The 21,167-nt window shown below is 34.7% G+C and carries 22 protein-coding genes and 1 pseudogene; 6 read left to right on the plus strand and 17 right to left on the minus strand.

Translation table 11 applies throughout. The features are described 5' to 3' along the window. Window positions 1-65: 65 nt before the first annotated feature. Both fumC and CEY12_RS22290 read left to right on the plus strand, forming a co-directional pair. Complete coding sequence (gene fumC, locus CEY12_RS13480; protein WP_089028181.1) at window positions 66-1,460, plus strand: class II fumarate hydratase; 1,395 nt, start codon at window positions 66-68, stop codon at window positions 1,458-1,460. A 129-nt stretch (window positions 1,461-1,589) separates the two neighbouring features. After that, on the plus strand, window positions 1,590-1,733 hold the full coding sequence (locus CEY12_RS22290) for a bacteriocin-like protein (RefSeq protein ID WP_157676819.1): 144 nt from the start codon (window positions 1,590-1,592) through the stop codon (window positions 1,731-1,733). A 141-nt stretch (window positions 1,734-1,874) separates the two neighbouring features. On the opposite strand, the gene CEY12_RS13485 is transcribed toward CEY12_RS22290, so the two are convergent. From CEY12_RS13485 to CEY12_RS13540, 12 genes are all read right to left on the minus strand, one after another. Continuing rightward, window positions 1,875-2,912 (minus strand): outer membrane beta-barrel protein, encoded by a 1,038-nt coding sequence (locus CEY12_RS13485; protein WP_089028182.1) that lies wholly within the window; start codon window positions 2,910-2,912, stop codon window positions 1,875-1,877. 28 nt (window positions 2,913-2,940) lie between these two features. Then, window positions 2,941-3,555 carry a hypothetical protein gene (locus tag CEY12_RS13490; protein ID WP_089028183.1) on the minus strand — a complete coding sequence of 205 codons (615 nt, stop codon included), beginning with the start codon at window positions 3,553-3,555 and terminating at the stop codon, window positions 2,941-2,943. Next, the gene (locus tag CEY12_RS13495; RefSeq protein WP_089028184.1) at window positions 3,542-4,102 is read right to left on the minus strand and encodes an RNA polymerase sigma factor; all 561 of its coding nucleotides are present in this window, start codon (window positions 4,100-4,102) and stop codon (window positions 3,542-3,544) included. Before CEY12_RS13495 ends, CEY12_RS13490 begins: the two co-directional genes overlap by 14 nt. 114 nt (window positions 4,103-4,216) lie before the next feature. Next, window positions 4,217-5,152, minus strand: coding sequence for a Dyp-type peroxidase (locus tag CEY12_RS13500; RefSeq protein WP_089028185.1), 936 nt, complete (start codon window positions 5,150-5,152; stop codon window positions 4,217-4,219). A 23-nt stretch (window positions 5,153-5,175) separates the two neighbouring features. Beyond that, window positions 5,176-5,883: an ABC transporter ATP-binding protein gene (locus CEY12_RS13505; RefSeq protein WP_089028186.1), complete on the minus strand. Its 708-nt coding sequence runs from the start codon at window positions 5,881-5,883 to the stop codon at window positions 5,176-5,178. Between the two features lie 4 nt (window positions 5,884-5,887). Then, on the minus strand, window positions 5,888-7,354 hold the full coding sequence (locus tag CEY12_RS13510) for a DUF5687 family protein (RefSeq protein ID WP_089028187.1): 1,467 nt from the start codon (window positions 7,352-7,354) through the stop codon (window positions 5,888-5,890). Between the two features lie 51 nt (window positions 7,355-7,405). Beyond that, window positions 7,406-9,055, minus strand: coding sequence for a DNA repair protein RecN (locus CEY12_RS13515; RefSeq protein WP_089028188.1), 1,650 nt, complete (start codon window positions 9,053-9,055; stop codon window positions 7,406-7,408). Between the two features lie 73 nt (window positions 9,056-9,128). Next, window positions 9,129-10,034: a DUF4835 family protein gene (locus CEY12_RS13520; RefSeq protein ID WP_089028189.1), complete on the minus strand. Its 906-nt coding sequence runs from the start codon at window positions 10,032-10,034 to the stop codon at window positions 9,129-9,131. A gap of 36 nt (window positions 10,035-10,070) precedes the next feature. Beyond that, window positions 10,071-11,276: a bifunctional phosphopantothenoylcysteine decarboxylase/phosphopantothenate--cysteine ligase CoaBC gene (coaBC, locus tag CEY12_RS13525; protein WP_089028190.1), complete on the minus strand. Its 1,206-nt coding sequence runs from the start codon at window positions 11,274-11,276 to the stop codon at window positions 10,071-10,073. A gap of 122 nt (window positions 11,277-11,398) precedes the next feature. Further along, window positions 11,399-11,722, minus strand: coding sequence for a DNA-directed RNA polymerase subunit omega (locus tag CEY12_RS13530; RefSeq protein WP_034681463.1), 324 nt, complete (start codon window positions 11,720-11,722; stop codon window positions 11,399-11,401). A gap of 41 nt (window positions 11,723-11,763) precedes the next feature. Further along, window positions 11,764-12,759 (minus strand): outer membrane protein assembly factor BamD, encoded by a 996-nt coding sequence (locus CEY12_RS13535; RefSeq protein ID WP_089028191.1) that lies wholly within the window; start codon window positions 12,757-12,759, stop codon window positions 11,764-11,766. A 98-nt stretch (window positions 12,760-12,857) separates the two neighbouring features. Continuing rightward, window positions 12,858-13,487 (minus strand): TetR/AcrR family transcriptional regulator, encoded by a 630-nt coding sequence (locus CEY12_RS13540; RefSeq protein ID WP_089028192.1) that lies wholly within the window; start codon window positions 13,485-13,487, stop codon window positions 12,858-12,860. Between the two features lie 97 nt (window positions 13,488-13,584). Here CEY12_RS13540 and CEY12_RS22870 point away from each other — a divergent pair. The 4 genes and pseudogenes from CEY12_RS22870 (at window position 13,585) to CEY12_RS13560 (ending at window position 16,030) form a co-directional block, all read left to right on the plus strand. Next, window positions 13,585-14,210 (plus strand): annotated as a pseudogene (locus CEY12_RS22870) (TatD family hydrolase). After that, on the plus strand, window positions 14,203-14,928 hold the full coding sequence (locus CEY12_RS13550) for a ThiF family adenylyltransferase (RefSeq protein ID WP_089028193.1): 726 nt from the start codon (window positions 14,203-14,205) through the stop codon (window positions 14,926-14,928). The pseudogene CEY12_RS22870 and the gene CEY12_RS13550 overlap by 8 nt, the downstream one beginning before the upstream one ends. Further along, window positions 14,928-15,299 carry a ribonuclease P protein component gene (rnpA, locus tag CEY12_RS13555; protein WP_089028194.1) on the plus strand — a complete coding sequence of 124 codons (372 nt, stop codon included), beginning with the start codon at window positions 14,928-14,930 and terminating at the stop codon, window positions 15,297-15,299. Before CEY12_RS13550 ends, rnpA begins: the two co-directional genes overlap by 1 nt. A 122-nt stretch (window positions 15,300-15,421) precedes the next feature. Further along, window positions 15,422-16,030 (plus strand): DUF4126 domain-containing protein, encoded by a 609-nt coding sequence (locus CEY12_RS13560; RefSeq protein ID WP_089028195.1) that lies wholly within the window; start codon window positions 15,422-15,424, stop codon window positions 16,028-16,030. 71 nt (window positions 16,031-16,101) lie between these two features. On the opposite strand, the gene CEY12_RS13565 is transcribed toward CEY12_RS13560, so the two are convergent. The 5 genes from CEY12_RS13565 to CEY12_RS13585 all read right to left on the minus strand — a co-directional run bounded on the left by CEY12_RS13565 (window position 16,102) and on the right by CEY12_RS13585 (window position 21,114). Further along, window positions 16,102-18,063, minus strand: a complete 1,962-nt coding sequence (locus CEY12_RS13565; protein WP_089028196.1) for a hypothetical protein — start codon at window positions 18,061-18,063, stop codon at window positions 16,102-16,104. 1 nt (window position 18,064) lies between these two features. After that, on the minus strand, window positions 18,065-18,616 hold the full coding sequence (locus CEY12_RS13570; RefSeq protein ID WP_089028197.1) for an LptE family protein: 552 nt from the start codon (window positions 18,614-18,616) through the stop codon (window positions 18,065-18,067). Continuing rightward, window positions 18,606-19,304, minus strand: coding sequence for a DUF4013 domain-containing protein (locus tag CEY12_RS13575; protein WP_089028198.1), 699 nt, complete (start codon window positions 19,302-19,304; stop codon window positions 18,606-18,608). Before CEY12_RS13575 ends, CEY12_RS13570 begins: the two co-directional genes overlap by 11 nt. 2 nt (window positions 19,305-19,306) lie before the next feature. After that, on the minus strand, window positions 19,307-20,593 hold the full coding sequence (locus CEY12_RS13580) for a sigma-54 interaction domain-containing protein (RefSeq protein ID WP_089028199.1): 1,287 nt from the start codon (window positions 20,591-20,593) through the stop codon (window positions 19,307-19,309). A 98-nt stretch (window positions 20,594-20,691) separates the two neighbouring features. Next, complete coding sequence (locus CEY12_RS13585) at window positions 20,692-21,114, minus strand: hypothetical protein (protein ID WP_157676820.1); 423 nt, start codon at window positions 21,112-21,114, stop codon at window positions 20,692-20,694. Window positions 21,115-21,167: the final 53 nt, after the last annotated feature.

Raw genomic sequence — 21,167 nt, forward strand, 5'->3', positions numbered from 1 at the left:
TTTATAACCATTATAAATTGCGAATTTTACAGTTTATGATTAACTTTATAAAAATTTCAATCACAATGAATTACAGAATAGAAAAAGACACCATGGGTGAGGTGCAGGTACCTGCTGATAAATTTTGGGGGGCACAAACGGAACGTTCAAGAAACAATTTTAAGATCGGTCCGGAAGGTTCAATGCCACACGAAATCATTGAAGCTTTTGCTTACTTAAAAAAAGCAGCCGCTTATGCCAACACTGATCTGGGAGCTCTTCCTGCTGAAAAAAGAGATATGATCGCCAGAGTTTGTGATGAAATCCTGGAAGGAAAATTAAATGATCAGTTTCCTTTAGTTATCTGGCAAACAGGTTCCGGAACACAATCCAACATGAATATTAATGAGGTTGTATCGAACAGAGCTCATGTTAACAACGGAGGAACACTTGGAGATAAGTCTGAAATACATCCGAATGATGATGTAAATAAATCCCAGTCTTCAAACGACACTTATCCAACAGCGATGCACATTGCCGCTTACAAAAAGGTTGTTGAGGTCACTATTCCTGCAGTTGAAAAACTAAAAAATACGTTAGCAGAAAAATCAAATGCTTTTAAAGATGTTGTAAAAATCGGAAGAACCCATTTAATGGATGCCACTCCTTTGACTCTTGGACAAGAATTTTCAGGCTATGTTGCTCAATTAGAATTTGGTCTCAGGGCTTTAAGAAATACTCTTCCTCATCTTTCCGAACTCGCATTGGGAGGAACTGCTGTTGGAACGGGCCTGAATACTCCTAAAGGATATGATGTAACAGTCGCTGAATATATTGCAAAATTTACGAATCATCCATTTATAACAGCAGAAAATAAATTTGAAGCACTTGCTGCTCACGATGCTATTGTAGAGTCTCACGGAGCTTTAAAACAATTAGCTGTTTCTTTATTTAAGATTGCTCAGGATGTAAGATTGTTGGCTTCAGGACCGCGTTCAGGGATCGGAGAGATTCATATTCCCGAAAATGAACCGGGATCTTCTATCATGCCAGGAAAAGTAAATCCTACCCAAAATGAAGCATTGACTATGGTTTGTGCTCAGGTTTTAGGAAATGACACGACTATTTCTTTTGCCGGAACGCAAGGAAACTATGAGCTCAACGTTTTCAAACCTGTGATGGCTTATAACTTCCTGCAGTCTGCACAATTAATTGCTGATGCATGTATTTCTTTCAATGACCATTGTGCTGTTGGTATTGAGCCCAACTATGAGAGAATTAAAGAATTGGTTGATAAATCTTTAATGCTGGTAACGGCTTTAAATACTCATATCGGGTATGAAAATGCTGCTAAAATTGCCAAAACAGCCCATAAAAACGGGACAACCTTAAAAGAAGAAGCCGTAAATCTCGGTCTTTTAACCCCTGAACAATTTGACGAGTGGGTAAAACCGGAAGATATGGTGGGAAGCCTGAAATAATAAACTGAAAGCCTTGAATCCATCAAGGCTTTTATTTTATAAGTGCCTGAAATATTTCATTTTACCATACTAAGTATCAATAATTTTTCATAAATTAGTGACATATACAAATCTTTTAAAGAAACTATTATGAAAAATCTAACCAAACTAAACAGAGAGCATTTAAAAAAGGTCGTTGGCGGACATGTATGTCCAAGCGGAACCCGTCACATTATCTATAATGGGTATCACGGCTGCTGCCTGTCTGCCCCTTCAGGAAATCCATGTACTTAAGGAATGTGTTTCGTAGAAGCAGATATGTGCTCTGAAGAACCGACATAAGAAAACATAGATCAATAAAAAAATATTTCAAAAAGAAAGGTCGGAAAATAATTTTCCGACCTTCTCAATTGATGTATGAATGTTTATGTGTTTTTACCACCATATAGCGACACCAAAAATCAATGCTTTATCATTTTTAAAAGCGTCGTCTTTAAAGAAATTATTAAAATCTTTTTTCACAAAAATACTGTAATCATTGTAGGACAATGTAAGCTGTGCTCCATATATCAATGGATTTACCTGATAATCTCCTCTGTTTCTAGAATTGACACCGTCGACTTTGATAATGTTGTTACTGGACATTCTTACTCCTCCATAAACGTTCGCTCCAACTTTGAATCCTTTATTATAATCTCTATACTGAATATCCATTCCTGCACTTTTCAGCTTTGAAAAGTTATATTGCAAACCTAAAGGAACAATTATATATCCAGTCCTGAGTTTACTTTTATCTACATTTCCTCCCGCAGACTCCACATGAACATTCCCATTCGTATCTTTCCCAAAAACCATATTATGATCCAGACGAACAGTTCTCCATGAAAATCCTACTCCCGAAATAAGCCCCCAAGGACTTGTTCTGCTAAACTGATAATTAAATTTCAAACCAAATTCAAAATTATTGGCGTAGCCAGTATTTTTATCCAGTGCATTATCAGAAAGATTATTAGTCAGCGTCATCGCTCCATAAGAAATATACCCGCTCACATTTTTTGTAGCCCGAAACTTTTTCAGAAGTTTATCTTTCAACTCTTCTTTAGAAGTAACATCTGAATTAAGAAGTGAATATCTCACCTGTTTCTGAACAACTCCATCCAGATCAAAGCCTAATGCTTCTATTCTCTGATCAATCTTTTCAGAGAAACGATCGGCAATTTCAGCTTTCTGTTTATTAAACTCTGTTTTATCTAACCCCTTACTCTGAAGATTCAAAAGTTCAGTTTCCATAAGCTTTTTCTCTTCCTGAATAATAGTATTGATTTTTGTAGCATACTCTTCTACTTTTTCTTTTACCATAGGACTTACTTCTGTTTCTTCTTTTGAAGGAAGATTAAATGTTGGCGTTTTTTGTGCGTATGCTGAGGCAGAAAAAAGGCACACGAATCCTATCAGGATAAATTTCTTGATCATAGTATTATTTTTTTTTCGTTAAAATTTATTATTTGCCGTTCAGATCGATGGTTGCTACATTACTTTTGCCTTTGGTCTTTTCAATGGCATCCTTATGTTCCACTGAGAACAGTAAAGTAGAAGGGTCAACATATCTTTTCCTGCCCGTAGGTATTTTTGCAGAATCAGTCTTTGCAATAATTTTTACTGGAGGAGTTTCTGAGATATCCGAAGTTACCGGTGGAATATTCTCTTTGACGACCAATGCGTTTTTATGATCTGCTGATGCTTGCACTGCAGGAGCTTCTATTTTCCTGATCGGTTCAGTTTTTTTTATTTCAACTGCATCTTTTTGATCATGAGCTACTAAAACATCAGGTTGACTTTCAATCTCCTCAGTATTTTTTTTAATCGCAGGTGAATTCTTTTTTCCAACCATCTGTACTTCTGGCTGCCCGGATTTATTATAAAAAAAGAGTACAGAACCTAAACTGCACAGAAGAATCAGGCATGCGGCTACCAGAAACCAGTTAAGTTTTGATTTTGGGCGATCATTCTGAGTTTGATTCTTTATTTCAGACCACAAATCTCTTGAGGGGGTTATTTCCCTTTCCTCGATCTGTTTTTTGATCTGATTGTCGAAATTATTTTTAATAGTGTTCATTTTTTAGTGTTTTCTGTTGTTGAAAATAAATCTTTCTCATTTTTTCTTTTGCCCTGAATAATTGTGTTTTACTCACAGCAACTGAAATCTGCAGCGTATCAGCGATTTCCTGATGGGAATATCCTTCCAGAACATACAGGTTAAAAACCATTTTATATCCATCCGGCAGCTGATCCAATAGCTCCTGGGCATTAAAATCAAAGACTACATCGTCATCATTGGCCTCTTCCATAAAAGACTGATTGATTTCATCGAGATAAAAGACTGTTTTACGACTTTTAATAAAGTTTAAACATTCATTGACAACAATTCTTCTAGCCCATCCTTCAAGATTACCATCCCCTCTGAAACTTTCAATATGTTTAAAAATTTTACAAAATGCTCTGATCAGGCAATCTTCCGCCTGATACAAATCACTGACATAGCTTTTACTTACACTCAGCAATTTTTTTACATTCTGATCATAAAAGAATTTCTGCGCTGCCGCATCCTGTTTTTTCAGGCGGCTAAGCAAATCTTCTTTTTTATTTCCGAATAAAAGTTTCATTTTAGATTAGTTTCTACTATAAAGACAGTAAGAATTAAAAAAGGTTACACAAAAAAAATATTTTTTTAAAAATTTTTACATTATTATACAAACAGCACTCTGCTTCTTTACCTATTATCCGGAAAACTCATCCAGCATATCCCTTGTAGGAGCAAAAAACAGTGTTCCGGTCTTCGCCGTACTAAAATCTAAAATCCGATCATAATTCCCCACCGGATCTCCTATAAACATATTATCCAGCATTTTCTTGACTGTTGTAAAAGTGCTTGCGTAGGCAATAAAGTAGGTTCCGAATTCATTCGTTGACGGACTTCCAAATGGCATATTATCCCGGACGATCTTTAATTCCTCTCCATTTTCACCCTCAATATTTGCGAGGGCAATATGAGAATTTGACGGTTTTACGTCATCGGACATTTCAATATCATTTTCTTTGGATCTTCCGATTACCTTTTCCTGCTCGTCCGTTGAGAGTCCTTTCCAGGCATCCATATTATGGAGGTATTTCTGAACAAAAAGATAGCTTCCTCCTTTATATGAAGGATCTTCATCTCCAACTTTAGCAAAATAATCACGATCTTCTCCATGTGGATTTTCAGTTCCATCTACAAAACCTAAGATTGAACGTGCATCCCAATATTTAAATCCATGAATTTCTAAAATACTTTCAGCAACAGAACTTAATAATTTGGAAATCTCAATGGCCATGTCAAAACAAATACTGTTATTATCTGCTCTGAGGTGAAAATGAAGATCACCTGAAGTAGCTACGGCAGTATGTTTTATTCCTTTTATTTCATTAAAATTGACAAGTTCTTTAGGAAGAGGTACTGGCAGATCTAGTTTTTTCCATGCTTCATATCCGATTCCCATCACACAACTGGCTCTGCTGTCCGGAAATCTGTTAAATACTGAATTATTAAGGTTCAAAACCAATGCACACAACTGTCGGAAGATACTTTTTAACTGAGGATCATCCTTCAGTTTCCAGACCATAAAAATGGTATTGCTATTGGGATAATCCGTAACATTCTGCGAATCAAAACTCATTTGTATTAATTTAAATTTTATAATTATAAAGAAACCTGATCTGCGAAATATTGTTCGAGATCCTGAAGGGTTTCAGGATTGGTCTGGATATCTTTAACCATTTTCCCTTTATTTACGACTACAATTCTGTTACAAACCTCTGTTGTATGCGAAAGGTCGTGACTGGAAATAAGAAAGGTTACTCCGTCCTGTTTGGACAATTCTCTTATCAGATTTTTAAGCTTTATCTGTGTGGATGGATCAAGGTTTGCAAAGGGTTCATCCAGAATTATGATCTCAGGATTCCCTATAATGGCTCCCACAATTCCTACCTTCTTCTGATTACCCTTTGACAGATCACGCACATATTTTCCTGAATCTAATATCTCCCCATTAAATAAATCATGAAACTGTTTTAGGAATTCATCTACAGACGCTTTGTTTTGTCCCCTAAGTTCTCCAATAAAGTAAAAATATTCCTCTGGAGTTAAATAGCCTATTAAAAATGTATCATCCACAAAAGCAGAAACCTTACTTTTCCATGCCTCAGATTCATTTACTTTAATATCATCAATACTTACAAAGCCTGTTGTAGGCTGAATCAGGTCAAGCATTAAACTAAAGAGTGTCGTTTTTCCGGCACCATTATTTCCAACCAATCCAAATGTTTCTCCTTTTGGGATTTCAAGATTTTCGACGTCAAGAACAGTTGCTGTACCGTATGTTTTAGATAAATTATGTATAGTAATCATTGTATTAATCTTTATTTTTGAATGCCGTTAATGTGCTGTATTTTTCCTTTTTGTAATGCCTTACGATGATATCAAAAATTTTCTCTCTGAATAAAAAACCAATCATTCCTAAGACGGCAATACTTACCACACCTCCCGTTATTCCAAAAAGATGTTTAGAGACTGCAAATACGAGCATTGGCACCAGCATTTTAGGAATAAGCAGCAGCATAGATTTCAAATTAAAACTATTTTTCTGCCCTATTCTTTTTTCTTTGGAATTCAGATCGATCTGCATTTTATTAAATGCTCCCGACCAAAGGGTAAATTGTGAGTTTACACCAATATTGTATAAGCCTGCAGCCAAAAATGTAATGTATATCTCCCAACCAAAATAAGCATAAAACAAAGCAAGCACCATTGAAAGGCAAGTTATAATATTGATCAACCACCATTTTGCCTTGAGATATTCTTTGTAGGGAACGTTAAGTGTCATCATCAGAGGATAATAAGAGCTGTCGAAGGCAGGAACCCTTTGTCCGAATAAAAACTGAAATCCGCCAGTCACAAATAACCCCATAAACATCATCATGGCGGGTGTCTTATATACCGGGGAAGTAAACATCAGAAGACCATAGAAAACAAAAAAGAAACTCCCTAATAAGATTCCCTTTGTTACTTTATTACGTCTCAACATTTTAATATCATTATTAATAAAAGTCCCTAATGCACCGTATTTATTTAAAAATGCAATATTTTCAGTTTTACCTACCGTTTTTTTAGCTTCAAGCCCTTGATCGAGATAGAATTCTTTACGAACATATTTAAAACAAATCCACCATAATCCTAAAAACAAAACTAAAGGAATAAGAGCAATATAGGGCTTTTCATAAAAGCTGTAAAAAACAATTTCAGAATAAGATAGCACAGGAATAATCTGGTAATATCCTAAAACTCCGACCCCAACAAAGAGAACTGCAACTATGATAGCAACGGTCTCTTTATCATTGAAAAAAATATTGATAAAATTATTAAGATAGAAAAGCGAAGAAATTCCTATAAACCAGGCCAGTATTTCTAAAAAACCATACCCGTTGAATAAAGCAATAATAGAAAATGTAATGAAGAAAAGGGAATTCAACCAGCTGAAAGCCGATAAAAATGTCTTGATCAGCATATAATTTACTAATGTCTTCTTTGGAATATTAAGCGTAAGAAAAGGCTTTATGTTTTGGGTTGGCATTTCCTGCCAGATGTATTTTACAATAAGATCAACAACCCAAGCGATGATTAAAAATTTAGAAACTACTTTTAAAGGGTCCTGATGCAGCTCTTCCTGCACATAGAAGAATGCACCGAATGCACCACCTACCAAACATGCCATAAAATAAAGAATTCCCATAGAACGGAGAATCTTCATTGCCATATTAATCCCAACGGAAGTACCACGAAAAAAACTCTTGATCTCTAACCTGAGGAATTTTAAAAACATATCGTATTCTTTTTTACATTAGTAAATATAATGTAAAAAATGTTACAAAAATTAGCCTATAAGCTCCTTTGCTTGCGCTAAAGCAGCTTCCGTGATCTTACTTCCGGAAAGTAATTGGGCAATTTCACTAAGCTTTTCATCATCACTTAATGGGATGATTGTAGATTGTGTTCTTCCGGAAACATCCTGCTTTACGACTTTATAATTATTATTTCCTTTGGCAGCTACTTGTGCCAAATGTGATATGACAATAAGCTGCATGTCTTCTGACATTTCGCGCATCAGATTTCCAATTTCTTCAGCCACTTTCCCTGAAACTCCGGTATCGATCTCGTCTAAAATAAGGGTTGGAAGCTCATCACTTTCTGCAATAATTTTTTTGACAGCCAACATAACTCGGGATCTCTCTCCTCCTGAAATAGCCGTTTGAATTGGTTTTAAAGGGAATCCTGAATTGGCCTGAAATAAAAGCTGAATATTCTCCTTACCAAACATATTGAAGTCTGATGATTCTTGTAGCTCTATATCTACTTTTGCTTTTTCAAGACCTAATTTTTTTAATAATTCCTCCGCTTTTTTTATGAATACAGGAACACTTTTTTTTCTGTTTTTGGATAATTTTTCAGAAAGTGATTGAAGTGATTTTTCTTTTTTCAGAATATTCTCTTCAATTTCAGTAACAAGAGCTTCGATTTCAGAAGCCCCTTTTTGTTCTCCTGATAACTGATCCCTGATCTCTTTTAGCTCATTGATTTCTGAAACATTGTGTTTTAGAAGTAAAGCATTTAATTTATTATTTAACTCCGATAACAGGGCTAAATTTTCTGGATTGATCTCAATTTTTTCGGCTTCATTTTCCAATTCAGAAATGATATCTTTTACTTCGACAAAAGATTCATCCAATCTTTTATCAAGTTCAGAAAAACCCTGGGAAACTTCGGCTATCCTTGAAAGCTTATTTTTAGCTTCATTAAAAAAAGAAAGAATCCCCATTTCTTCCTGATGAAATCTTGATAAAATCTGAGCCAGATTTTCTGAGATCATTTCCGCATTTTCCTGGATCGAAAGCTGATTTTGCAAATCTTCATAATCAACATCATCTAGCCGCAAATCATCCAGTTCATTCAAGAGAAACAATTTATAGTCACTTTCCTTATTGCTTTCAGAAAGTTGGGTCTGCAGTTTTTTAAGTTGGGTCTTTAAACTTTGAAATTCTGAAAACTCGTATTGATAATCTGAGATCAATTGTTTATTTTCAGAAAGACCGTCAATAATTTTAAACTGATATTCTGAAGTGAAAAGATTGGAAGTTTCAAATTGGGAATGAATATCGATAAGCTGAGAGGAAAGTTCTTTTAAAATATCCAAAGTCACCGGGACATCATTAATAAAAGCCCTTGACTTTCCGGATGGTAAAATTTCTCTTCGGATAATGGTCTGATGTTCATAATCAAGATCATTTTCAATAAAAAATTTTTTAAACTGATTATTTAGAGAAAACTCCGTTTCAACAATACTCTTTTCTTCGGTTTTTGAAATGGATTTTAAATCTGCCCTTTCTCCTAAAATAAGTCTTAATGCCCCCAGGATGATCGATTTACCAGCACCCGTCTCACCGGTAATCACCTGTAATCCATTGTGCAGTGAAACTTCAAGAGTATCAATTAAAGCAAAGTTTTTAATAAAGATTTTAGAAAGCATAAATTTCCAGCAGATTAGTCCTGCAAATATAAATTTTAGAATTAAGAATTTAAGATATTTATGATCTTAAAATTTATTTCCACTTATTCCATTTATCATTATACTTCGGTGCAAAAACCATCATCATTTGTTTGAGATCATTTAAAACGATTCCCCCATTGTTATTGGAATTGAAAATATTGAAAATTTCATCATTCTTTACTTCAAGAAAAAGATTCAGCGCATAGTTCTGCTGAAAACTATTCTCGTAGGTTTTTAATTGCATTAAGGCATCAAAAATAATTTTCTTGGGCTGTGTCTGGTCCTGATTGTACAAATTATCTAATCCGGCTCTGTGATAGGTATAATATAAAGAACGAAGCTGGCTTAGGTTAGGACTAGTTAACTGACCGATCAGAACACCCCTGGTTCTCGGCCCCTCACTTCCAATCTGTGCCCATCCTTTATACCCTCTATTTTGAGCATTCTGACCAATTTGCTGTGCTTTAGCGAACCACTGTGTTCCACCCATAGACTGAAAACTATCTGCATCATATCCTAAAATAAGATATACATAGAAGCTAATAACATCAATCAGGTTCTTTCCTGAAAACTGACGTTCATTGAATATCAGGTTCTCATTTTCAACATATTCGAATTCAAAATTAGCATCCTGTAAATTAATAAGTGGAGATTCATAATTTGAATTATAGACCGGTCGAACAGCCTGAATAACGATATTCCCTCCATATTTATTTCCGTCTTTAGACGTGAGTACAAGTGCAAAATTTGATTTTATTTTTTCAAAATTCTGAAGTTTTTTACCTGTCCAGCTCGTATTGTTTATAAAATCCCTGAGACTTTTTTCCAGTGTTTTAAAAGCCTGCTGGTTACTTCCTCCCAATTGCTGAGCATTGACCTGAACGGTAGACAACAATTCTTGAGAAAAGCTGACATTATAGATGAAAAGCAGTAAAAATAAACCTATAAGTTTTTTCATTATCTATTAAAAATTGAGAACGGAAATTTATTAAAATTATTTTGAAAGTTGATACTCAACAAAATTGAGAATATCTTTGGCCACATCATCTTTCGATTTCAGCTCAAATTCTTTCTTCTCTGTTTTGGTAAATATTCTTATTTTATTGGTATCGTTTTTAAATCCCGCTCCTGTATCGCGAAGGGAATTCAAGACAATCATATCCAGATTTTTCTTTTCAAGTTTTCCTTTTGCATTCTCTTCTTCATTCTGTGTTTCCAAAGCAAACCCAACTAAAAACTGATGTGTTTTCTGATCCCCCATCGTTTTCAGAATATCTGGATTTTTCACCAGCTCTATCGTGAGATTATCGTCATTTTTTTTGATCTTCTCTTTTGCTACTTCTTTAGGAGCATAATCAGCTACTGCAGCACTTGCTATTGCGATATCTACATTTTCGTAAAACTCAAATACCTTATCCAGCATTTCTTTTGCAGAGGTTACTTTATGGAGCTCTATGTTCTGCGAATGAATATTCTGAGAACTCGGACCGGAAACCAAAATAACTTTTGCACCTCTTTTTGCCGCTTCTTCTGCTAATGAGAACCCCATTTTACCGGAGGAGTGATTTCCTATAAACCGTACCGGATCAATTGCCTCATAGGTAGGCCCTGCAGTAATCAGAACTGTTTTCCCTTTGAAAACTGTATCTTCATTGTTTTCGTTAAAAAACTCATCAACAGTTCTAAAGATGGTTTCCGGTTCTGCCATTCTTCCTTGTCCAATTAAACCACTGGCCAGTTCTCCACTTTCCGCGGGAATAATAAAGTGACCGAAATCTTCTGCTAATTCTAAATTCTGTTTAGTTGTAGGATGGTCATACATATCGAGATCCATTGCAGGAGCAATAAAAACCGGGCATTTTGCAGACATATAAGTGGCTAATACCAAATTATCACACATTCCGTGTGTCATTTTAGCCAGGGTGTTGGCAGTACAGGGAGCCACGATAATGACATCCGCCCATAAACCTAATTCGACATGGCTGTTCCAGCTTCCATTTTCAGTATAAAAATCGGAATAAACAGGCTTTTTAGACAAAGTGGAAAGACTTAGCTTTGTAACAAAATGTTCTGCATCAGGAGTCATGATCACCTGCACTTCAGCACCATTTTTTATAAAATCTCTGATTAAAAAATGGATTTTATACGCAGCAATTCCCCCAGAAACGGCAATAAGAATCTTTTTCCCGGAAACATTCATTTAGTTTTAATTTTTTAAAACACTAAATTACTTATTTTTTCCCACAACAGGTTTACAAACGACAAAGGTCATAAAGAAATTATTCCCTTATGACCTTCATTTATAAAAAATACAAATGATTTTTATTTTCTCTCTTCAGTCTTTCTGAAGTAAACATCTTCGTTCAACCATTCTTCAATAGCAATAGAAGTTGGCTTTGGAAGTTTTTCGTAATGTTTAGAGATTTCAATCTGCTCTCTGTTTTCGAAAACTTCTTCCAATGTAGAATTATGAACAGCAAATTCATCTAATTTGTTATGCAACTCAGTACGAATTTCCGCATTAATTTGCTCTGCTCTCTTTCCCATGATAACAATAGCTTCATAGATTGAGCCTACTTTATCTTCAATCTTATCTTTATCGTAAGTAATTGTATTTACTTCTGCTTTTGTATCTTTTACACTCATTTTGAGAAATTTATTTATTTATAAGTTGGCAAATTTACGAATTATCTTTTAATTTTGAAAGTCGCAGCTGGAGGAGGTGTTTGAAGTGCAGCACTATCCCTCTGAATTTTCAATGCTTTCTTCTCTGTAGCAACCTGATCTTTAATCTGCTGATCGGTCTTATTAAGTGCTTCCTGCTTTTCTGCTTCCTTCTTTTGTCTCGCGGTTAATGTTGCCATTCTAGCTTCTGTTTGCTTTTTAACCACTGCAAAATTTTGTTTTTCTCTGTCCAGTTTCTCTCTCAAATCTGCTGCTGTTTTAGCATATTCTGTATTTGGAAGATCTTTTTCTACCTGTTTTGTAAAAGATAAAGCACTTTCAATACGCTCTTCTTTAAGACCATATATTGAATTTTGAGCTAACAGATAACGGGACTTCATCATATAATCATAGATTTTTGGACGAAGTTTTGTACTTGGGAAATCTTCAAGAACATTTTCTAAGGCAACAGTGGCTGATTTATAATCACCCATTTTATAATATTGTCTTGCATTCTCGTAAGACTTAAACTCTAATTTATAGCTTAGTTCATCAATAAGCTGATTGATATTTTTAGATCTTTCAGAATTAGGATAGTTGTTCAGGAAATCCTGTAATTCATTCACAGCCAATTCCGTACTTGTTTGATCTAAATTATAATCCATAGACCCTTCATAGTAACATAAAGCAGACATATATGCCGCTTCTTCAGCTCTGGGATCTTTAGGAAAACTTATTGCAAAGTTCTTAAACTGATGCCCCGCAAGCTTATAGTTTTTATCGTAATAGTTTGCATAAGCAGTGTTAAATCCTACATTCGGAAAATCATCTGTTCCTGCAACAAGATTAGCAAGCCTGTCGTAGAGAGCCAAAGCATTTTTCCATTTCTTTTTAGCAAAATTTTCATTAGCTGCTTTTAAGATGAAAGCTTTATCAGCACTTTTCAATGCTTTTTCCTGCTGACTTGCACATGATGAAATTACAGCTATGGCAAAAAGACCTAAAATATATTTTTTCATATAAAAATTCAACCATCCCGGATTATTCCGATCTATTAATTTGCAAAAATATAACTTTTTTATCAATAGATTTTTTTTTATGATTATTTAACGTAATTTTAGTCTGCAGCGTATCCCAATATTGCAAAAACACTTAATAAAAGATTCATTCTTACTTTTTTCTCTGCTTCTTTAGCATATGTTTCTTCGTTTTTACTAGGTACATATAATTCATAAAAGTTTTTATTACGAATTACAAATAATGTGGAACCGATAATTGTGGTAAGTATGTCTTCAGGCTTTGGAGTAAACGTAAAGACCCCAGATGCAACCCCCTTTTTGATTACCTCATCCAGCTTTTTAACAAACAACTGGTAAAAGTCCAGTAATTCAACTTTTAGATTTTCGGTATGCCTGAGCTCCTGAGTAACAAATCCATGAAAATAATTATATTTAAATAATTGGGAGACAATATATTTTATGATCTCTTTCATTTGCATTTCAGGTTTTCCATCTTTAATGGTATCTGCAAATTCTGAAAAATTCTCTCTCGTTTTCAGGACTCTATATTGATAGAGATAAGACATCATTTTTTCTTTGGAACCAAAATAATAAGAAATCATTGCTACATTAATATTCGCTTTAGAACAAATATCCCTGACGGAAGTCCCTTCATACCCCTTTTTCGCAATTAATTCCTCAGCAATATCCAAAATATGGATTTGTTTTTCGGTAAATTTTTTCTTCATAAAGTGTCGATTTGAGTAAAGTTAAGAAATTTTTAACATATTTATAAACGTTTGTTTAAAAATTTTAGGTTAATTGCAAATAATAGTATTTTTGGCCATGGAATTTTTTGATTTTCACCATCATAAAAAAGAGGTATTTTTTGGAATTTACAATGTAAATATTGAAGATACATCTCCTCATGTCACCTACTCTGCAGGGATCCACCCAAAGGACATCCTCCCTAATTCGATTGAAGAACAGTTCAAATGGCTGGATTCCGTAATTGATGAAAATTGTTTTTCCATTGGAGAATGCGGCCTTGACAGTTTAGTTCCCATTGAAATGAAAATCCAGGAAGAGGTGTTTGTGAGACAGATCAAACTTTCTAATGATCTTAAAAAGCCTTTGGTTATTCATTGTGTGAGAAATTCCAGGAAGTGATTTCATTAAAAAAGAAGGCACAGCAAGCCATGGTTATTCATGGTTTTAATAAAAAACAAAGCATTGCAGAAGACCTGCTGAAAAATAATTTCTATTTGAGTTTTGGAAAAGCTGTTTTGTATCAATTATCTTTGCAGGATACTTTGAAAACAGTTCCTTTACATATGATGTTTTTAGAAACTGACAATGATGATTTTAATATAGAAGAATTGTATCAGAAAGTATCGGAAATAAAAGGAATTTCCCTGGAAAGGCTTAATGAACAAATTAAAGAAAATTTAGAGATAATAAAAAATGGATAAATACTGGTTGGAAAGAACGGAACTTCTTATTAAAGAAGATGGATTGGAAAAGCTCAATAGAGCAACTGTCCTTGTTGTTGGTTTAGGGGGTGTGGGTTCTTTTGCAGCCGAGTTTTTAGCAAGAGCTGGTGTAGGAAATATGACCATCGTAGATGGTGACACAGTAGACATTACCAATATCAACCGACAGCTTCCTGCATTGCGTTCTACCGTGGGAAAGCACAAAGTGGAAGTAGTTGCTGAAAGACTTTTAGACATTAATCCTCATCTTAATTTAACAAAAATCAATGAATTTCTAAATCCGGAACGAATGGATGAAGTACTCGATTCAGGAAAATTTGATTATGTTCTGGATTGTATCGACAGTGTAACCCCTAAGGTAAGCTTAATGATCGCAGCCCGAAGAAGAAAAATAAAAATGGTAAGCTCAATGGGTGCCGGCGGTAAAATGGATCCCAGTAAGGTTCTTGTAAGAGATATCAGCAAAACTCAAAACTGCTATTTAGCAAAAGAGGTAAGAAAACGACTGAAGAAAGAAAAAATAGACAAAGGAATCAGATGCGTTTTCTCAAACGAACTGCAAGATGAGGAAAGTTTAAAAATGACAGATGGCGCTAATTTTAAAAGGTCTTTCTATGGAACCATAAGTTATATTCCGGCTATCTTTGGTCTATATGCAGCCGCTGAAGTGATTAATCATTTAGCAAAAAAAGCATAATGCAAGATTTCAGATATCCTAAAGAGGAAAAACTAAAAAAAACGACTGATATTACCCTGCTTTTTGAAAAAGGTAAGTGGAGGACGAATGGAAATCTGAGAATTATTTTACTTAAAGACAAACCCAATTTACCTGTAGAAAGTTCTAAATTCGGAGTTTCCGTTTCCAAAAGATATTTCAAAAAAGCAGTTAACAGGAATCGAGTAAAAAGACTCCTGAGAGAATGCTATCGTTTACATAAAGATCTGTTTAAAGAATCTTTTGGAGAAAAGACCATTGCCATGCTTTTTTGGGTTTCTCCGGATATGCCAGGGAAATTCCAGGACGTTGAATCCCAATTTATTAAGCTTTGCCAATCACAGAAAAAATAGGCAACTCATCCGTTTCATTCTCTTTTGGACTGAGTACATGACCCCAAATATTGTTTATATTTATTAAATCAGCTTACAATAGTTTTTGTAACTTAGGGAAAACAACTTAGCTGAAAATTAATATGTTAGACAACATTCCCTACTTTCCATATATAGTGAGCGCATTTATTGGCATCGGTCTTTCTGCTGCAACAGGTTTTAGGGTATTTCTCCCCATGTTTGCAGTAAGTTTAGCGTCCTATCTACATTGGATTCCAATGAACGAGCACTTTGAGTGGCTTGCGGGTCTTCCTGCACTGATTACTACCGGTATTGCTACGATAGCAGAAATTTTAGCCTATTATATCCCGTTTATCGATCATTTGTTAGATACGATTTCTGTTCCAATGGCTACAGTTGCAGGATCCATATTATTTGCCAGCCAATTTGCAGATTTCGGCACATTTCCACAGTGGGCATTAGCAATAATTGCAGGAGGAGGAACAGCAGCAACGATCAGTTCCGGATTTGCAGGAATCAGAGCTGCTTCAACAGCAACAACTGGCGGCCTGGGTAATTCAGTTGTCGGAACCACTGAAACAGCGGGAGCTGGAGTGATGTCTGTACTAGCAATGGCAACACCTATTATTGCCGCTATTTTGGCCGTTATTTTAGTAATTCTTGTTATTGTAATGGGTCGTAAAGCATGGCGAAAACTAAGACGAAAAAAAGAAGTAACTGATAAAGTATAAAAATAAAAAAGGTTGAATTTACATTCAACCTTTTTATGTTATATCCTATTAGGAAGACTATGTTTTTATACTTAGTTTTTTCCTCTTAGATCCTTTACTTCCTGAATTTTTTCTTCGAAATAAGATTTTTTCCCAGGATGCTTACCTGCTAATATCTCAAATGCTTTTATTGCTTTCGTATATAGTTTTTGTTCGATATACAACTTCGCCAGGGTCTCTGTCATTAAGTGTGAAATATCATCATTTTTTTCCTTTACCACAAAGGTACTTTCATCTTTTAACTGGCTTATTTTTGGATTATTCTCTATAAAGGATTCAATAACTTTATTCTTAATTTCCGTGATATCTTTTTCTGGTTCTTTTTCTGTGCGGTCAATTTTTAACCAGCTCTGCCAGGTATTTATAAATCCAGGAACATTACTGTCAACAGGATCTGCACCTGTTTTTTCTGTCGATTTTTCCTTTGATTCAGTATTTTCTTGTATATCATCAGCATCTTCTCCTGTGTTATTTTCCTGTGTCCAGCTTGAAATATCAGAACTAAAGAAAGAAACATTCAAGACCGGAGCTTCTTCTTTATTTTCTTCTGTAATATCATCGCTCTGAATCGTTTTTGCCTCTTCAGTAGAAAGTTCTTCGGGTTTCTCCTCAGTAACTTCTGAAGTTGCTTCTATTGTTGATGCTGGTGTATCTGTTTCTTTTGGAAGTTCAACTTTTGCAACTTCTTCTTTTGGTTGAATAGCTACAGCAGGCTTATTAATTAGTGAATCTGGAATATGAGATTCAAAACTCATTGGTTTCCAATCTGATTTCACATCTGTATTCACTTTAGAATCACTAACTTCTTCTTTAATCTCCTCTTTCTGGATTTCTGTAGGATTAACTTCAGCTACATTCTTATTACTCAACTCCGGTTCAGGATTTACTTCACTTGCTTCTACGGGATGAAAATCTTGTGTTTCCGCAAAGTTGATATCGTGATTGACTGTTTCTTTCTCAACCTCTTCTTTTTCAACGACTGCTTTGTTTGCCATCATTTTCTTCTCTACTTCTTCAATCAACCTTCTCATTTCATCTTCATGCTTATTGAAAGTGGGTTGAGAGACATCAGATATAGCAAGACTATCACTGTTTCCTGATTCAATCTTAACTTCCGGCATAAATGAGTCAGTTCCATGGAAGCTTAATTCAGAATCATTGGAAACCTCTTCTTTTTCAACAACTGAAGTAATTTTATCTTCATTAATGATTTCTTCGGGTGTAAACTTCTCTGATTCGGGCTCTTTAAAATCAATGCTTTCCTCTGAAGGAGTTTGTACTTCAATATCATTTAGATCCGCCCCCGATTCTGAAGAAACCGCTATTTCAATTTCATCCTGAGGAGTTTCCTCCACTTCTTCAGCTCTACTTACTTGATTTTCCCCATTCAGAACATTCTCGTCTTCACTAGCAACAGTTTCAGAAACTGGCTCATCGGAAATAATCTGATCTTGCTTTTGAGTTATAATTGTTCCTGATTCCAAAGTAGATTCTAAATCAATTATTTCATGATTGTTTTCTTCAAGGAAATTTTCTTCTCCCTCAAACAAGATCCTGTTTCGCTCGCCATTAATGTAAACATGCTTCATTTCCGGCAATGAAGCTGGAGCCGGACAGGCTGATTCTTCCTGCTTCACCTGTGTCTTCTCAGGCAATTCTTCCCGCTTGATAGGGAAACTCTTACTTTTTGGAAAATATCTTAATTTACTTTCAGTTTCCGTTATAATTTTACTTTCCGGAACCTCAGGCCTTGCTGTTTTTTGAATCTTACCATTAATCAGTTGATAAAGGATTTTTTTATCTGTAGTATATGCCGCAGTTGTAGATAGCTCTTTCTGATAATTTTCCTGATCATAAAGATGAACACCATACAAATGTAATGCTCTGATATTTTGAATATAGGGAAAAGAATTTATTTCCTCTTTCAGAAGATTAAGATCTTCTGACTGAATGTTTTTTGGGTTCTTTAATAGTTCTAAAACTCTACTATTCATCTTACCAGTTCGCTACAATATCGTTAAATATCTTATTAATGATTCTTTCGTTTACTATTTTCACCTGTGTCGCTTCTATATCGCTTTGAGATAGGCTACTGTTAAATACAGCTTCATCCGAATATGTTCTGTCAAAACTTAATTCAGTATGTAATTTATTCTCGTAATGCACTTTTACAGTGATTGTTAATTTGTTTTGGGAATCCTGTATAACTCCACCAGTCGATGTCGTTTGTGTATTGGAGCTAATGGTAGTGGGAGTGATTGAATAATCGGTAATTTCCCCTTCTACTAAAATATCAGCATTTTCTTTAGTTCCCTTTAAAGTTGTTCTTTGTAAAAAACGATTCTGAATATCAGTAGAAAACTGCTGAGCCAAAGTAGGATTTACCAAAGCTGCATTATTTGGAAATTCATTAATCTGAATTGTTTTTTCATCCTTTAAAGAAGATCCGGTAAAGCTATAGCAAGAGTTTAAAGTGCTCAGGCCAAGCAATAAAAGGACGACAACCGTAGGTTTCATTATATTGATATTCTTAATTTTAAAATTCATTTTTCGATCCGATTTCTTTTATTTCGTCATATTCTATTTGCTGAATGGCATCCTCAAATGCAAAATAATGCGTTGTATAAAAATAAGGCATTGTAATCAATAGACCAATACCGCAAAGAAGTATTCCTAACTGAGAAAGAAATCCGACAACAATTGCAAACAAGAAAATAGATAACAAATTGTTTTTTGTCATTATTCTCGACATACTCCACGCTGTTTTAATATCATAAACTTTTTTAAGTGATATCAATCCCGGGATATAAAATCCTACTAAAGCTACAATAAAAACAGCAATAACGATTACAAATATGTAAGGTATCATAAAAATAGCAAAAGCCGGTGAGCCGCCATCTTCACCAGTCAGAGCAGCTAAAGGAATAAAAATAAACATTGGAATGTAGAGAACTATAACCCCAGCTATTATAATGAGCTGTAGAATAAAATAAGGCATAAAGTCATCAAAATTAAAAATTTCACCAACACTAGCCTGCTCTCCTTTGTTTACTTTTCTGCAATATTTATAGAAATTACCCATCGCCAAAAGTCCACAAAAAGGAATGATCGACATCACAGCGCATAATATGTAAGCAACCAGAAAGTTTCCAAAATCCTTCTTCAGAAGCTCCATACCCTTATTCAGGTATTCATTTAATTTAAACTCGATAGGCTTTACCTTACTATTCATCATAATTAATCTTCTAGATTGTATTGTTTTATTTTCCTGTATAATGTTCTTTGAGAAATACCCAGCTCATCTGCTGCCTTATTCCTACGTCCTTTATGCTTTTCCAAAGCTTTGATAATCAAATCTTTTTCATTATTCTGAAGCGAAAGTGATTCGGGTTTATTTTCTTCAATCTCTATATCTTCTATATCTTCGTAACTATCATCAGGCGTTGAAATAATTGTTGGCGTCTGAACTACGGGATGGCTGTTATCTTCAAAATACAGCAAAGAATTTGAGTTTGAGTTTTGCTGGGGTTCCGGCGTATAAAGCCTGTTGATTAAAGTTTTTTCCTTAGAGCTTAAATCTCCTGCCCCACGATTTTTTATTAATTCCGAGGTTAAAGACCTCAAGTCATTAATGTCGTTCCTCATATCGAAGAGAATCTTATACATAATTTCTCTTTCGTTTCCGAAGTCACTTTGTTTCTGTCCATTAGGAGCATTTACAACCATTGGTAAATGGGTTTCCATAGGTATATATTCTGCGAGTTTCTCAACGCTCACACTTCTTTCCCGCTCTACCACTGTCATCTGCTCAACTAAATTTCTCAATTGCCGAACATTTCCAGGAAAGCTATAATTTTCAATATAATGAACTGCATTAGGCTCTAATACCAGCTCCGGCATTCTGTATTTTTCAGCAAAGTCTATTGCAAATTTTCTAAATAATAAATGAATATCTCCCTTTCTATCCCGTAAAGGGGGCATATCAATCTGGACAGTATTTAAACGGTAAAATAAGTCTTCCCTGAATCTTCCATCCTGAATGGCTTTCATCATGTTAACGTTTGTTGCCGCAACAATTCTTACATTTGTTTTTTGCACTTGCGAGGAACCCACCTTCATAAATTCTCCACTTTCAAGAACTCTCAATAGACGTACCTGCGTCTGTAAAGGAAGTTCTCCAACCTCATCAAGAAATATCGTCCCACCATCTGCCACTTCAAAATATCCTTTTCTGGTTGCAGTAGCTCCGGTAAAGGCTCCCTTTTCATGACCAAATAATTCGGAATCAATAGTTCCTTCGGGAATTGCTCCACAGTTAACGACGATATAGGGCTGATGTTTTCTTCTGGATTCTGAATGAATAATTTTGGGAATAAATTCTTTCCCTACACCACTCTCTCCAATAACCAAAACGGAAATATCGGTTGGTGCTACCTGAATAGATTTTTCTAAAGCACGATTTAAAGCAGGAAAATTACCAATTATTCCAAATCGATTTTTTATATTTTGTAACTCGTTACTCATAAGTAAATTAGATTATTGATCTTAAGTTTTGCCTACATTTCAAAACATGGTATGCAGACTTCATTAATTTGTTTAAATAATAGTTTTAAATTTTAATTTTAACTTATTAAATCCAAATAATCTTTGTTTCTGACTTTTGATACTTTTCTTTTAAAAAAGAAAGCCTCCGCCAGTTCATATTCTTTACTTTGTTTCTCAAAAGCCTCTAAGACCTGAAAACGTATTTCCTTTTCCCAATTGCCCGTAAACTTATCCTTGAATAATCCAGACTGTTTATGGGAGTGAATATCAATAAGACTTCCAGCACATTGCTTCTGATGTATTGTATGATACTGGATGAGCTTTTTCTTCTCAGTAAGACAGGATTCTTTACAATCCTGAGAACTTAAAAATTGGGTATAGACTTCATAAAGCCTTTTATAAGTATCCTTTTCAATAGAACAGTTTTTGCTCTGTGCAGAAATATTACTGCAAATCATTACCAATAAAACACTCAGGCAATATTTATGAAGCTTTTCCATTGTCTATTTTAAAGTTATTGATAATATTTATTTCTAATTAAGGTTTCTGAATA

The sequence above is a fragment of the Chryseobacterium sp. T16E-39 genome, from assembly GCF_002216065.1.
Taxonomy (GTDB): domain Bacteria; phylum Bacteroidota; class Bacteroidia; order Flavobacteriales; family Weeksellaceae; genus Chryseobacterium.

Excerpts from the sequence above, each read along its gene's own strand:
- fumC (WP_089028181.1), top strand. The coding sequence starts at position 66 with ATGAATTACAGAATAGAAAAAGACACCATGGGTGAGGTGCAGGTACCT.
- CEY12_RS22290 (WP_157676819.1), top strand. The coding sequence starts at position 1,590 with ATGAAAAATCTAACCAAACTAAACAGAGAGCATTTAAAAAAGGTCGTT.
- CEY12_RS13485 (WP_089028182.1), bottom strand. The coding sequence starts at position 2,912 with ATGATCAAGAAATTTATCCTGATAGGATTCGTGTGCCTTTTTTCTGCC.
- CEY12_RS13490 (WP_089028183.1), bottom strand. The coding sequence starts at position 3,555 with ATGAACACTATTAAAAATAATTTCGACAATCAGATCAAAAAACAGATC.
- CEY12_RS13495 (WP_089028184.1), bottom strand. The coding sequence starts at position 4,102 with ATGAAACTTTTATTCGGAAATAAAAAAGAAGATTTGCTTAGCCGCCTG.
- CEY12_RS13500 (WP_089028185.1), bottom strand. The coding sequence starts at position 5,152 with ATGAGTTTTGATTCGCAGAATGTTACGGATTATCCCAATAGCAATACC.
- CEY12_RS13505 (WP_089028186.1), bottom strand. The coding sequence starts at position 5,883 with ATGATTACTATACATAATTTATCTAAAACATACGGTACAGCAACTGTT.
- CEY12_RS13510 (WP_089028187.1), bottom strand. The coding sequence starts at position 7,354 with ATGTTTTTAAAATTCCTCAGGTTAGAGATCAAGAGTTTTTTTCGTGGT.
- CEY12_RS13515 (WP_089028188.1), bottom strand. The coding sequence starts at position 9,055 with ATGCTTTCTAAAATCTTTATTAAAAACTTTGCTTTAATTGATACTCTT.
- CEY12_RS13520 (WP_089028189.1), bottom strand. The coding sequence starts at position 10,034 with ATGAAAAAACTTATAGGTTTATTTTTACTGCTTTTCATCTATAATGTC.
- coaBC (WP_089028190.1), bottom strand. The coding sequence starts at position 11,276 with ATGAATGTTTCCGGGAAAAAGATTCTTATTGCCGTTTCTGGGGGAATT.
- CEY12_RS13530 (WP_034681463.1), bottom strand. The coding sequence starts at position 11,722 with ATGAGTGTAAAAGATACAAAAGCAGAAGTAAATACAATTACTTACGAT.
- CEY12_RS13535 (WP_089028191.1), bottom strand. The coding sequence starts at position 12,759 with ATGAAAAAATATATTTTAGGTCTTTTTGCCATAGCTGTAATTTCATCA.
- CEY12_RS13540 (WP_089028192.1), bottom strand. The coding sequence starts at position 13,487 with ATGAAGAAAAAATTTACCGAAAAACAAATCCATATTTTGGATATTGCT.
- CEY12_RS13550 (WP_089028193.1), top strand. The coding sequence starts at position 14,203 with ATGGATAAATACTGGTTGGAAAGAACGGAACTTCTTATTAAAGAAGAT.
- rnpA (WP_089028194.1), top strand. The coding sequence starts at position 14,928 with ATGCAAGATTTCAGATATCCTAAAGAGGAAAAACTAAAAAAAACGACT.
- CEY12_RS13560 (WP_089028195.1), top strand. The coding sequence starts at position 15,422 with ATGTTAGACAACATTCCCTACTTTCCATATATAGTGAGCGCATTTATT.
- CEY12_RS13565 (WP_089028196.1), bottom strand. The coding sequence starts at position 18,063 with ATGAATAGTAGAGTTTTAGAACTATTAAAGAACCCAAAAAACATTCAG.
- CEY12_RS13570 (WP_089028197.1), bottom strand. The coding sequence starts at position 18,616 with ATGAATTTTAAAATTAAGAATATCAATATAATGAAACCTACGGTTGTC.
- CEY12_RS13575 (WP_089028198.1), bottom strand. The coding sequence starts at position 19,304 with ATGATGAATAGTAAGGTAAAGCCTATCGAGTTTAAATTAAATGAATAC.
- CEY12_RS13580 (WP_089028199.1), bottom strand. The coding sequence starts at position 20,593 with ATGAGTAACGAGTTACAAAATATAAAAAATCGATTTGGAATAATTGGT.
- CEY12_RS13585 (WP_157676820.1), bottom strand. The coding sequence starts at position 21,114 with ATGGAAAAGCTTCATAAATATTGCCTGAGTGTTTTATTGGTAATGATT.